The following is a 13,388-nucleotide window of genomic DNA, read 5'->3' on the forward strand; positions in this document are numbered from 1 at the left end:
TCAGTTGACCGTGACCTGACCGAGGGCAGCTTTCGCCTCCTGGGCCTGATGCTGCGGCGCATACACCTGCTTGAAGCGTACCGGCGGCAGGTTGAACTGGCCCTTCTGCGAGAAGCGCACCAGATGGCGCAGGCGCAATTCGCCACTCAGCGCATCAACCGGCACCGCGTAAGCCAACTGACCCGGTTCGAAGCGCGCCTTCTCCAGCGCGGTCGGTTCGGTGCCGTCCTTGCCCTGCAATTTGATGCCCCACGTCGTGCGCTCGACATCCGCGCCCGGTGGCAGCGGCACTTCAAGCATGCCGTAGCGCAGCGGTTTCGGCGCTTTGCTGGTGAGGATCACCTCGTCCAGGTACAGGCTGTCGCTGGACAACGGTTTAGTACCGACCGGCTCGAGTTTGAAGGTAAACGCCTCGTCGCCCGGCACCAGCCGCGACAGACGCCGAGTGACGCTCACGGCCATCGGATCGACCTGCGGCTGTTGAGTCTGGAAGCTCAGCGCTGCACGCAACGGCCGCTCTTGCGTGCCGGACACGCTCAGTACGTTCGGCAAAGGCGTCGCGCCTTGCCATGTCCAGTACATCTCGCCGCTGGCGCCGTAGTTTTTCTTCCAGCCCTCACCCGGCATCAGCGCGATGGTCGGTGAGGCCTGAGCGATGCTGCGTTGCAGCCAGGTCAGCGCCAGTGCACGTTCCAGCGTCGATTGCTGCGGCAACAGGCGTTGCAACAACGCCGTCGCACGGGCCTGATCAAACGGTTGCAGCGACAGGTTCAGTGCTTCGACGAAGGGCTGCGAGCTGACCGCCAGACGTTGTTGCGCTGCGCCCAGTTGCCGATTGAACGCCTCCGGCAAAGCAACTTTCGCCTGCGTGGCCAACGATGCAGTGAGTACCCGCGCCGTCGCCAGACCAAGTGCCGAATCCGGGTCGTTCATCACCAGACTGTCCTGGCCGTCGTCGAGCAAGGTTTCGGCACCGCCTTCACCGGCCTTGACCAGGTCGTCGATCAAACCGCTGAGCAGCGTGTTCACTGGCAACTGCATCTGTTTAGCGAACGACAGAATCAGCGCCCGCTGCAGCAATGGCGTATTCGGCGCTTGCTTGGCATAAACCTCCAGCACTCGCTGCCAGTGCTCCGGCGGCAGGGTCAGCTCGAGTACGCGGCTGGCATTCCAGTCGGCGTAATAGGCATAGGCGGTGAGAAATGCATCCGGCTCGCCGTCGTAGCCCCACCAGGTGAAACTCGCCGACGGCCCGGCCATTTGCACCAGACGCAGGCGGCTGTTCTGCATGATCAGGCGCAAGCGATCGCGAATCTGCGGGTTCGACGCCAGCGATGGATAAGCGATGCTCAGCGGCAGCAAGCGACTGGCCGTCTGCTCGACGCCGCCGTACGGGTAGCCGAGCAGATCATCGAGGGCGGAACGGAACAGCGCTTGCGGACTGTCATCCAGACGCAGGCGGATATCCGTGGCATCCGCCGGCAAACTCAAGGGTGTGTCGCCGCTGACCACATCGAGACTTTGCGTTTGCGTGACTTGCCAGCCTTCACCGGTGGCACTCAAGCGCACAGCCAGGGCATCGGCGACTTTGCCGTCCTGCACCAACTCCGCCGTCCACTCGCCAGAGGCCAAAGCGAACGCCGGCAGTGGCAGGTAATTGATGCCGCTGTTCAGGGTCACCGGCAGACGTTGTTCGGTACCGGCATAGTGAGTCACCAGTTCCGCCTTGACCGGTTTCTCTGCCTGACTGAAAGCGAACACACCCAGCTGCGGCTGATCGCCCTTGCGGAATTTGCTCGGCCCGCTCCACTTCAGGTAAAGCGGTTTTTCCGAACGGACAAACTGCTTCTTCTGCCCGACCTGACCGTCATCGGCAATCGCTCGAGCGGTGATGCGCCAGCGGGTCAGCGAGTCCGGCATCTTGAAGGTGAAGCGGGTTTTGCCGTCGGCGCCGGTCAACAGCTCCGGCTGCCACGCAGCGGTGTCGACGTCTTCACGGCGCGGACGCTCAAGCACCTTCACGCCGCGTTCGCTGCGATTGGCTTTACCCGGGGCGCCGGGGCTACCCGGCAATGCCACGTCGTAGCTGATGAATGACAGGCTGGCACTGGTGCGCACGTTGTTGCGCCGAGGGTGATAGAAGAACTGGTCGATGCTCGGCGCGACTTCCGGTTGCAGCGCGTAGACCATTTCGTCGACCACGCTGACCGTCAAGTGTGCCGGAACCGCTTTGCCGGCGAACTGCGTGGTCAGGTCGACCGTGACCGTATCGCCCGGCAGGTACACCGCTTTGTCGGTGCTGATCGCCACGTCGATTTGCGGCGCGACCACTTTGATCCCGGCGTTCTGAAAGCTGTACTGACCGCCCTTGGTGTAGAGCACGGAGAAGGTCAGGTTCGGCGCGAAGCTGTCTTTCACCGCAATGCGCGCGCGGTATTGGGTGTCGCTGAGTTTTTCCAGTTTCAGCCAGTCGCCGCCCTTGGCCAGCAGCGCAGTGGCCTCGACCTTGTCGCGCTCCAGCGACAGCAGTGCGTCGCTGACCGGCTCAGGGAAGGTGATCAGCGCCAGCGCTTCTTCGCCCGCCTTGTACTCGGGCTTGTCGAGGACGATTTCCACCGTGCCCGGCACCGCTTTCACACCGTCGCCGGTGACCGAATGGCCGGTGGCGCCGAGGACGCGACCGTGTTGATCTTTCAAGGTCAGGTTGTAAGTGCCCGGGCGTTCGAAGGCCATGCTGAAGCCTTTGTCATTCGCCGCGAGTTTGCCTTCGCCGGTGCTCTGATCTTCCAGGCGCACCCAGGCGTAGCTGCTCGGCGTCACGGCTTTGCTCTGCTCGGTGCCACCCTCATTCGCGTAGCTGAAGGCAACCTTGTCACCGACCGCGCTGAAACGCTGCGGCGCACTCAAGCGGAAACTCGCCGCGCCACGGTCGATGAGGATTTCCTTGGTGGTCTTGACCCGATAAGCCGCGCCGTCGCTGGCGAACACGGTGAGCATGTAGCGGCTCGGTTTATCGGCTGCCGGCAAATCGAGGGTCGCGTTGCCTTTGCTGTCGGTAGTCAGTTCGGTGCTGGTCAGCTCCACCGGAAATTGCCCGAGGTATTGCAGCTCGTTGTCGACCATGGACAGTTGCTGGGCGCGCAGGCTCAGGCTCAATTTGGCGTTGGCCACCGGTTTGCCGTCCGGATAGAGCAGCACCAGATTGCCTTTCACCGGCTCACCGGTGCGGTAATCCTGCTTGGCCAGATTCAGCGAGATTTCGAAGTGCGGCTTGATGTATTCGGCAACGCGGAAAGCACTGCTGTAGGCCTGATTCTTGTAGTTGAAACGGATCTCGTAACCACCGGCCACGGCGTTATCCGGCAACTGGAAACGGCCCTGGGTACCTGCTTTCGAATCAAGCTTCAGATCGAGGGTCTGCAGTTCGGTCCCCGTGGCATCAAGCACGCTGACACTGACATCCGCCGCGCCCGGCAGAACCGAATCCCGGGCATTCTTGAACTCGCGACCGACGATTTTCAGCGACACCCAATCGCCCGGGCGATACAGCGGCCGATCGGTGAAGGCATACAGTTTGGTGTCGTAGATTTCGCTGTCGTAGTAGAAGTTTTCCGAGACGAACACGCCGCCCTCTTCGTCCTCGCCGATGACGAACGAACGCTCCGGGCTGACGTGTTTCAGGCGCAGCAGACCGTCGGCATCGGTAGCACCGCTGCTCATCACGCCGAGGCCATCGGTCCACAGCACATTGACCTTCGGCACCGAACTGCCTTCGTGCTTGCGCGCGGCCCAGACCAGCAGTTCATCACCGGCAATCTTGCTCACCGCGACGGTGTTGGAGACGAACACCATGGTGGTCGCGCGGTACTTGCCGATCAGCGCTTCAACCAGATACAGCCCCGGTTTCAGGTTACCCAACGGGATGTAAACGTTGCCCGGCGCGACGCTGACGAAGTCACTGGACGAGCCGGCCAGATTGACCCCGGTCGGTGGCTGGATCGGCTTGGCCTGCCACAGTGGATAACGGAACTGGCTGACCACCGGCAGACCCGGGATCAGCGCAAATTGCGGCTGCGCGTCGTACGGCGTCGGCGCGGCCATGGCCTCGCCCATTTTCAGTTCCGGCACTTCTTCGGTGACCTGCTTGCGCGATTCGTAAGAGAACGCACGCTGCATCACCCGCCGGGATTTGCGATACCAGTTGTCCCACAGATACGCGAGAGTGTTGGACAAACCTTCGCCCTTGAACTGGCCGTCACTGACGACGCGGTGCAGGTTCTTCTGGCGCTTGAGGAAATCCAGCGGCTTGTCGATGCGATATACGCGAATGTCGGCGCCGCCGTACGGTTCCATGCGAAAGCGCCGGTAGTCACGACCCGGGGCTTCGAGGCGGACCATCGCCGGCTCGTCGCTGGCAAAACTGCTGTCGGCGAGCAGGAAAAAACTCTCACCGGCCACCGGCGTGTAATTGCTCGGCTCCACCGAGTCTTCGGCATTGACGCAGGAAAACGGCAGCAACAACGCCAACAGCAAGGAAATTCGCGAACAGATACGCAACATGCGGGCACCGGTCATTGGGAGAGAAAGTTCAGTCGATAGACGCCGATGAAGTTGGGGTTGGCTGCGTCGGGTATCCATCGGGTGTCCTTCCATGTCATGAGTTGCTGCAGGCTTGCCGAACGCATGCCGTTGTCAGTGGGGGTGGTGGTGCCGGTGTGATAGGCGATGTAGCGGCCCATCCAGATCATCAGGTGCTGGTCGTCGCCCTGATCGAAAAACATCAGGTCACCGGGCCGCGCCTGCGCCACATCGCGGCCGACCAGGTGGCTGTTGAACTGAATCAGTTTGATCGCGTTGACGTACGGCCCGACCTTGCCGCCGCCCTGCTGCCACTGTTGCGCGAGCTTGCGTTGCTCGTTGCTCAGGGTCAGTTCTGGCGGCAGATAGCGATTGGACAGACCATTGCTGCGCAGCCATTTGTCGTCGTGGACTTTCAGCGCTTCGTTGGCGGCAAAGCGCACCAGGCCGGCGCAGTCCTGCTGATACCAGCGCGGGCTTGGGCCTTGGCTCAGTTGCTCTTGAGCAATACGCACAAACCAGGCGCGAAACACTTGTGATTGCGCCGGATCGAGTGCCGGCGCTTCAACCGCACGGGCGCCGGCGCTCAGCAGCAAAGCAAGCAAGCCGAGGCTGCGGATCAGTGCGCTCACAGCGCCTTCCATTCCAGCGGCAGCCATTGCCAGTGGCCGTCAGGCTCGCTGCCTTCGGGCAAGGTCAGGGCATATTTGCCGTAGCCGCCAAGGGTGCGCAGTTTTGGTATCAGGTAGGTTTGTGCGGCGTTGTAGAACACCGGCTCCATGTCCTGCGGCAGGCTGTCGAGGGTTTCGCGCTGCATCAGTTGCGCCATCGCGTCCGGGCCGAAGTAGATCGGCATCAATACGTCTTTTGGCAGCACGTCGGCCATCGGCGGGAAGCGCTTGTCGAGGGTGCCGAGGGCTTTGTCGACGAGTTTGTCGTCGAGGGAAAACAGCAGCGTCGAGCCGTGACGGGCAAGGCTGACTTTCATGAACGCCTTGCCGGAAATCGCCTCTGGGTTTTCAGCGGTCTTCGCCGCGTACGGCCCGAAACTGGAACTGACCTGACGCTGCCAGACGTGGCTCTGGCCTTCCTGCTTGTCGATCACCGGGAATACGCTTTCGGCGACATTGGCTTCGAACGCGCCGACCATCGAGCCGAACAACTTGCCCAGATCATCATCAAGCTTGCTGCTGTCCTTGTCTTTGAGGCTGGCGACCAGCAACGGTGTGTACAACCGCGAATCGGCGTACCAGCACAGGCCGGCCGCGCCGGCGACATGTTCGGTGAGGGTCTGCGCCACCGCTTCTTCGGCGCCGAGTTTGATCAATATCGGCTTCTGCGGTTCGGCCGCCACTGGCAGGGTCACGCAAGCGCTCGCCCCCAGCGGCATCGCTTGCCAGACCGGTTTGAAATCGAAGTCCGGCTGGTTTTCCAGTTCATCCATGGCCAGATAGCTGTGCCAGCCCTTGTCGTCCATGTCGAAACGCAGTCCGGCGAAATTCGGGATGAAGCGCTGATAGCCCATGGCGAGCACGCTGGAATTGACCGACAGACGCTGCTTGGTTTCCGGGCTTTTCGCCGGCAAGCCGAACGCTTCGGGGAAAAGTTTTTCACCGTTGAGCAACGCCGCCAGCGCTTGCGCGGAGACGCGACCCGATTCTTCCGAGACGCCGCTTTCCGGGTCGTAGTACTTGGCTGGATTGGACAGCACCACCAGTTTGTCGCCGCGCGACGCAAACAGCAGCGATTTGCTGGCGTTGTAGCTGAGTTGATACAGCGGCACTTCGTCGCTGCCGACTTTGAGAGTGCCGAAGATGCTGAGCTGGGTGTCATCCAGCGCCACTTTCGCCAATGGCTCGAGCAGCTTGGCCAACCCGCCGCGATCCATCACCAGCAGGAAATCCTTCAAACGACCATCGGCGCCACGCCACAGCGCAACATCGGCCGGTTGATCGAAAAGCTGCTCGATCAGGCTGTCCTGCAACTTCAGGTCATGCTCGTAGATAATCCGGCGCAGGCTGCCGATCAGGCCGAGGCGATCGGCGTGAGTTTCGTAATAGAAGACGAAATCCTCGGTGAGCGTGGCCTTGAGAAACGGCACCGTCAGGAGGTCCTTGGGCAACTGGCTCAGTGAACGGGTTTCGAGCAAGGCATCCGGACGGCCGAGGCCGAGCCTGTCACTGGCCAGTGCCGCTGGCGGCGCTTTGGGCTTGAGCAGCAGCCAGCCGAAACCGCCCGCCACACCGGCCACCAGGCACAGGCCGAGCAAGACCAGCGGCCAGCGCCGCGAAGGTTTGGCCGCCGGTGTCGCGGCAGCTGGAGTCACAGTGTTATCGCTCATGTTCACAACATCCGAGTTCATCCGTGGCGGGATGCTTAATAGTTGAAAGTCTTGACCAGCAACAGATCACCGATCGCCCGCAGGGGCACGATGAAGGTTTCGCGTTTTTCGTCGACGGTGTTTTCGTTGAGCACCAGGGTGATCTGCGAAGTGATCACCTCGTTCTGATTGCTGGTCTCCTCGAAGTTATAGCCACCATCGCCGTAGTTGCCCCAATAGTTGACGTAGACCAGATACGTGCCGTGCAGCGGCGCGGTCATGGTGAACATTTCCGGGCCGGGGCCGTCGACGCCATCCGGGTCGAGGCCGCCGCCATTGCTCAGCGCCGGCCGTGCCCAAAAGGCATGCTGACCGTCGGGGGTGACAATATGCAGATCCAGCTCGGCTTTCGGGTCGTCCCATCCCAAGACAAGACGAATCTGCGCCGGCGTGCGCAGATTATTTGCTTCATAAAATTGCACGCGCTTGAGCGACTGGCCCTCGGCGCTGATCACTTCGACGCTGTTGGAACCGGCGCCAAATGCGTAGGGCCGGGCAAAACGTCCCTGATCATCGGTGTACAGATTCAATGGATTGCCGTTGACGGCGAGGGTGTGCGGCGGACGCATGTGGCCGAGGGCTTTGAGCTGGCCCTGGATCATCGTGCGATTGCGCTGAATGCCGCGATCGATCGGCGGCGTCGGGTAGGCGACCTGCGAATTTTCCGAACGATCGAGCAGGCCGTGATAACGCCAGCCGCCGACCGGCTCGGACAATTGCGCAGCCGGCGCGGCCCACAGCACAGGCGCGCAGGCGAAGCCGATCAGCAGCAAAAGAAATGAACGCATGTGACGCCTCCTGCCATGCCTTGAACGAAACCTTGCACCCGATCCTCGGTACTTCACAGCGGTGAACTGCGTTTCGTCTGAACGCCCCGCAACTGTCGGGGCCGTAGAAGCCGCGAAGATTAGCGATTCGGCAGTTTTTTAACAATCGGATACATGTGTGATTGCTGTAGGAATCTCGCTTTCGAGAGGGCGTGAGCCGAATAGCGAAGTTATTCGGCTCATAAAATGAGCCGAATAAGCCTCAGCCCCGAAACACATTAACTTTGTGACGAGGGGATTTAACCCGCTCGGCTGCGCAGCAGTCGTAAAACCGGCGACTTCGATTTTCCTGAGAGTATCGGTCGTCTGGTTTTAGGGTTGCTACGCAACCCAGCGGGGATAAATCCCCTCGCCACGGGGTCATGTGCGCGGCTTTGGGTGGGGCGTCTCATTTGCCCATACCCCCCCTATCTGCTAGTGTCGCGCCGGTTTAACGTCTACCGGAAATTGCCGCCATGGCCCGCAAAAAAGCTGCACTGGATTTCGAACAATCCCTCGCCGACCTGCAAACACTGGTTGAGCGTCTGGAAAACGGTGAATTGTCGCTGGAAGACTCGCTGACCGCTTTCGAGCAGGGCATCGGGCTGACCCGTGACTGCCAGGCGGCGCTGGCCCAGGCCGAGCAGAAAGTGCAGGTGCTGCTGGAGCGCGATGGCGAGCTCGCCGAGGAACCCTTCGACGCGGATGAGCCAGAATGATCGCGGCGTATTCGGCGAGCAGTCAGGCCCGGGTCAACGCGGCGCTGGAAACGCTGTTCAACGCGCCGCTGCCGGAACTGGCGCGGCTCTACGAAGCGATGCGCTACAGCGTGATGAACGGCGGCAAGCGCGTGCGCCCGTTGCTGGCTTACGCGGCGTGCGAAGCCCTCGGCGCAAAGGCTGAACAGGCCAGCGGCGCGGCCTGTGCGGTCGAGCTGATCCACGCCTACTCGCTGGTGCATGACGATTTGCCGGCGATGGACGATGACGATCTGCGTCGCGGCCAGCCGACGACCCACAAGAAATTCGACGAAGCCTGCGCGATCCTCGCCGGTGACGGCTTGCAGAGCCTGGCCTTCAGCGCCCTGCTCGACCCGCGCCTGAGCGATTGCAGCAGCGAAATCCGTCTGCAGATGGTCACAGCGCTGGCCCATGCAGCCGGTCCGGCGGGCATGGTCGGTGGCCAGGCCATTGATCTCGGTTCGGTCGGTCTCAAGCTCGATCAAACAGCCCTGGAACAGATGCACCGACACAAGACCGGCGCGCTGATTGAGGTCAGCGTCAAGCTTGGTGCCCTGGCCAGCGGCCGCGCCCAGCCTGATCAGCTGCAGGCATTGCAGACTTATGCACAGGCCATCGGCCTGGCCTTTCAGGTGCAGGACGACATCCTCGACGTGGAAAGCGATACCGCGACCCTCGGCAAACGCCAGGGCGCCGACATTGCCCGCGACAAGCCGACCTACCCGGCCCTGCTCGGCCTCGACGCCGCCAAGGCCTATGCTCTGGAACTGCGCGATCAGGCCTTGCAGGCGCTGCGACCGTTTGACGCGGCTGCCGAGCCGTTGCGCGAGCTGGCGCGGTATATCGTCGAGCGGCGCAACTGACGGCGTATCGGCCAAAAAAGACCAACGCGTGGGCAGGGGCCGATGCATCAGGTAAACTGCCGCATCTTTTATACCTATAACGATTCGCCTGATGCCCACGACGTTTCATGAGATTCCCCGCAAGCGCCCGACCACGCCCCTGCTCGACCGCGCGAACACGCCGGACGGCCTGCGCCGGTTAGGCGAAGCCGAGCTGGAAACCCTGGCCGATGAGTTGCGCCTGGAATTGCTCTACACGGTCGGCCAGACCGGTGGGCATTTCGGTGCCGGCCTGGGCGTGATCGAGCTGACCATCGCGCTGCATTACGTCTTCGACACCCCGGACGACCGTCTGCTGTGGGACGTCGGGCATCAGGCGTATCCGCACAAGATCCTCACCGGTCGCCGCGAGCGCATGGCCAGCCTGCGTCAGAAGGACGGCATTGCCGCATTCCCGCGCCGCTCCGAGAGCGAGTACGACACCTTCGGCGTCGGCCACTCCAGCACCTCGATCAGCGCTGCGCTGGGCATGGCCATTGCTGCCCGCCTGCAGGACAGCGATCGCAAGGCCATCGCCGTGATCGGTGACGGCGCGCTGACCGCCGGCATGGCTTTCGAGGCGCTCAACCATGCGCCTGAAGTCAACGCCAACATGCTGGTGATTCTCAACGACAACGATATGTCGATCTCGCGCAACGTCGGCGGGCTGTCGAATTATCTGGCGAAGATCCTTTCCAGCCGCACCTACGCGAGCATGCGCGAGGGCAGCAAGAAAGTCCTTTCGCGCCTGCCCGGCGCCTGGGAAATCGCCCGTCGCACCGAAGAATATGCCAAGGGCATGCTGGTCCCTGGCACCCTGTTCGAAGAGCTGGGCTGGAATTACATCGGCCCGATCGACGGCCACGATCTGCCAACCTTGATCGCCACCCTGCGCAACATGCGCGATCTCAAAGGCCCGCAGTTCCTGCACATCGTCACCAAGAAAGGCAAAGGCTTCGCCCCGGCGGAAGTCGACCCGATCGGCTACCACGCCATCACCAAACTCGAACCACTGGACGCCCCGGCCGCCGCGCCTAAAGCCGCCAGCGGGCCGAAGTATTCGGCTGTGTTTGGCGAGTGGCTGTGTGACATGGCGGCGGCTGACGCGCGTCTGGTCGGAATTACCCCGGCGATGAAGGAAGGCTCGGATCTGGTGGCGTTCAGCGAGCGTTTCCCGGAGCGTTATTTCGACGTGGCGATTGCCGAGCAGCACGCGGTAACGTTCGCCGCTGGCATGGCCTGCGAAGGCGCGAAACCGGTGGTGGCGATCTATTCGACATTCCTGCAACGCGGTTACGACCAGTTGGTACACGACGTCGCGGTGCAGAACCTCGACGTGCTGTTCGCCATCGACCGCGCCGGTCTGGTCGGCGAAGACGGCCCGACCCACGCTGGCAGCTATGACCTGTCCTACCTGCGCTGCATCCCGGGCATGCTCATCATGACCCCGAGCGATGAAAACGAATTGCGCAAAATGCTCACCACCGGCCACCTCTACAACGGCCCGGCGGCAGTGCGTTACCCGCGTGGCAGCGGGCCGAATGCAGTCATCGAAAAAGATCTCGAAGCGATCGAAATCGGCAAGGGCATCGTCCGTCGTCAGGGCAGCAAGGTCGCCATGCTGGTGTTCGGCGTGCAACTGAGCGAAGCCTTGAAAGTCGCCGAGAAGCTCGACGCCACCGTGGTCGACATGCGTTTCGTCAAACCGCTGGATGAAGCGCTGGTGCGCGAGATCGCCGGCAACCACGAGTTGCTGGTGACCATCGAAGAGAACGCAATCATGGGCGGCGCCGGTGGCGCGGTCAGCGAATTCCTCGCCCGCGAGAACATCCTCAAGTCGATGCTGCATCTGGGCTTGCCGGACATTTACGTCGAGCATGCGAAACCGGCGCAGATGCTTGCCGAGTGCGGGCTGGATGAGGCCGGGATCGAAGCGTCGGTTCGCCAGCGCCTGGCATTGCTCAACAGCTGACGCAATCCCTTGTAGGAGCTGCCGAAGGCTGCGATCTTTTGATCTTGCTCTTCGGCAGCTCCGGAACCTTTAAAAAGCAAAATCAAAAGATCGCAGCCTTCGGCAGCTCCTACATGGTTTTGCAAAGACCATAGATTGCCATGAACCTCTCCCGCCTCGCCCTGCCCTTCCTCCTGCTGCCAACCGCAAGCGCCGTCGCCGACACCTTCGAGCGCGATCAGGCGCTGAAGCTGCCGGACACGCTGATCAGCGCCAATCGTCAGGTCGAGGCGCGCAACGACAGCAGCGCCGCCAACACCGTGTTCACCCGCGAAGACATTGATCGCCTGCAACCAAGCGACGTGCCCGATCTGCTGCGTCGCGTGCCCGGCGTGCAAGTGGCGCAGACTGGCGGGCGCGGCAGTCTGCCGGGGATCTACATTCGCGGCACGCAATCGGCGCAGAGCCTGGTGCTGGTCGATGGCCAGCGCATCGGCAATTCGACTTCCGGCGACAGTAATCTGCAACATCTGAACATCGAGCAGATCGAGCGAGTCGAAGTGCTGCGCGGCTCGCGCTCGGTGATTTATGGCAGCGACGCGATTGGCGGGGTGATCCAGATCTTCACCCGACGCGGCACTGGGCAAGGCTTGCAGCCACGCCTGCATCTGGGCTTCGGCAGTCAGCAGACATGGGAGCGCAGCCTCGGCTTGTCCGGCGGCGACGAGAAGACCCGCTTCAACCTCGGCGCCAGCCTCGACGAAACGGCCGGGATCGACCGTACCCACGAGTCGTATCCAAGCGACAGCGACCATGACGCCTACCGCAACAAATCCCTGAGTCTGAGCCTCAGCCACGCGCTGAACGAGGACATCGAAGTCGGCGCCAATCTGCTGGATAACCGTGGCAGGAGCGAATTCGACAATCCGTTCGGCCGCTTCGACATGGACACGTTTGAGTCGGTGCAACAGCAGCCGTACAGCGACTTCAATATCAGTAGCGTGAGCAGTTACGTCGATGCGCGGGTCAACGAAACCTGGAAAACCCGCGTCGAATTCGGCCACAGCGAAAACCGCGAGAAGACTTTCGACAAGCTCAGTGACGAGCGCACGGTGTTCAACACCTATCGCGACTCAGTGAACTGGCAGAACGACCTGACGCTCGACCCGCGCAACAGCCTGATCCTCGGTGGTGACTGGTACGAAGACCGGATCAACAGCAGCACTGCGTTCGACGAGGACAGCCGCTGGAATCGCGCAGCGTTCATCCAGCATCGTTATCAGGCCGACAGCTTCTCCACCGAGATCGGCCTGCGCCACGACGACAACCAACAGTTCGGCCGCCAGAACACTTGGAGCGGCACTTTCACCCTGCCGCTCAATCCGGATAACGACGTGCTGCTGAGCTACAGCGAAGGTTTCCGCGCGCCGACCTTCAACGACCTGTACTACCCGGATTTCAGCAATCCCGACCTGAAACCGGAAACCTCAAAAAGCTACGAACTGCAATGGCGCAGCCAATTGAGCGACAGCGCGCGGCTCGAGGCCTCGATTTACCGCACCGATCTGCAAGACGCGATCATCTTCGGTAGCAACTCACGCCCGCAGAACGTTGCGTCAGCGCGCATCAACGGTTTTGAAGCAGCGCTGAAGCAGGAGCTGTTTGGCTGGCAGAGCAATCTCGGCGTGGCGATCATTGACCCGCGAGATCGCGATACCGGGCATACGCTGGCCCGACGGGCGCGGCGCACGGCCAGTTGGGATCTGGATCGGCAGTTTGATCGCTTGGGTGTGGGCGCCAGTTGGCAATTGGTCAGTGGCAGTTACGATGATTTGAAAAACACCCAGTCGCTGGGAGGCTACGGCACGCTCGGGCTGCGCAGCAGTTGGGCGCTGAACCGTGAGATCAAGCTGGATCTGAAGGTGGATAACTTGCTGGACAAGGGCTACAGCCGGGCGAATTACAGCTATGACGGCGCGCAGTATGGCTATCGCGAGGAAGGTCGGGCGTGGATGTTCGGGGTCACCTGGACTCCTGAACTCTGAACTGACA

General features: G+C 61.7%; 8 protein-coding genes. 4 read left to right on the forward strand and 4 right to left on the reverse strand.

What is annotated here, in order from left to right:
* Genes AB4O45_RS09765 through AB4O45_RS09780 form a run of 4 tightly spaced genes read right to left on the reverse strand, consistent with a single transcriptional unit; the run spans nt 1 to nt 7,746 of the window.
* Nucleotides 1–4,575, reverse strand: a complete 4,575-nt coding sequence (locus AB4O45_RS09765; protein ID WP_460161351.1) for an alpha-2-macroglobulin family protein — start codon at nt 4,573–4,575, stop codon at nt 1–3.
* Nucleotides 4,572–5,222: a DUF1175 domain-containing protein gene (locus AB4O45_RS09770; protein WP_041477701.1), complete on the reverse strand. Its 651-nt coding sequence runs from the start codon at nt 5,220–5,222 to the stop codon at nt 4,572–4,574. The genes AB4O45_RS09765 and AB4O45_RS09770 overlap by 4 nt, the downstream gene beginning before the upstream one ends.
* Nucleotides 5,207–6,919: a DUF2138 domain-containing protein gene (locus AB4O45_RS09775; RefSeq protein ID WP_460161352.1), complete on the reverse strand. Its 1,713-nt coding sequence runs from the start codon at nt 6,917–6,919 to the stop codon at nt 5,207–5,209. The genes AB4O45_RS09770 and AB4O45_RS09775 overlap by 16 nt, the downstream gene beginning before the upstream one ends.
* Nucleotides 6,920–6,954: 35 nt before the next feature.
* A complete protein-coding gene (locus AB4O45_RS09780; protein ID WP_375122744.1) occupies nt 6,955–7,746 on the reverse strand; it encodes a YfaP family protein in 792 nt (263 codons plus the stop codon).
* A gap of 494 nt (nt 7,747–8,240) precedes the next feature.
* Here AB4O45_RS09780 and AB4O45_RS09785 point away from each other — a divergent pair, with 494 nt between their 5' ends.
* The 4 genes from AB4O45_RS09785 to AB4O45_RS09800 all read left to right on the forward strand — a co-directional run bounded on the left by AB4O45_RS09785 (nt 8,241) and on the right by AB4O45_RS09800 (nt 13,381).
* Entirely contained in the window at nt 8,241–8,483 is a 243-nt protein-coding gene (locus AB4O45_RS09785; protein ID WP_016772991.1) for an exodeoxyribonuclease VII small subunit, read from the forward strand.
* On the forward strand, nt 8,480–9,367 hold the full coding sequence (ispA, locus tag AB4O45_RS09790) for a (2E,6E)-farnesyl diphosphate synthase (protein ID WP_150742327.1): 888 nt from the start codon (nt 8,480–8,482) through the stop codon (nt 9,365–9,367). The genes AB4O45_RS09785 and ispA overlap by 4 nt, the downstream gene beginning before the upstream one ends.
* A gap of 91 nt (nt 9,368–9,458) precedes the next feature.
* Nucleotides 9,459–11,357 carry a 1-deoxy-D-xylulose-5-phosphate synthase gene (gene dxs, locus AB4O45_RS09795; RefSeq protein WP_460161353.1) on the forward strand — a complete coding sequence of 633 codons (1,899 nt, stop codon included), beginning with the start codon at nt 9,459–9,461 and terminating at the stop codon, nt 11,355–11,357.
* 140 nt (nt 11,358–11,497) lie between these two features.
* Nucleotides 11,498–13,381: a TonB-dependent receptor domain-containing protein gene (locus AB4O45_RS09800; RefSeq protein WP_460161354.1), complete on the forward strand. Its 1,884-nt coding sequence runs from the start codon at nt 11,498–11,500 to the stop codon at nt 13,379–13,381.
* Nucleotides 13,382–13,388 lie beyond the last annotated feature (7 nt).

This window comes from Pseudomonas sp. S2_B10 (genome assembly GCF_054668425.1).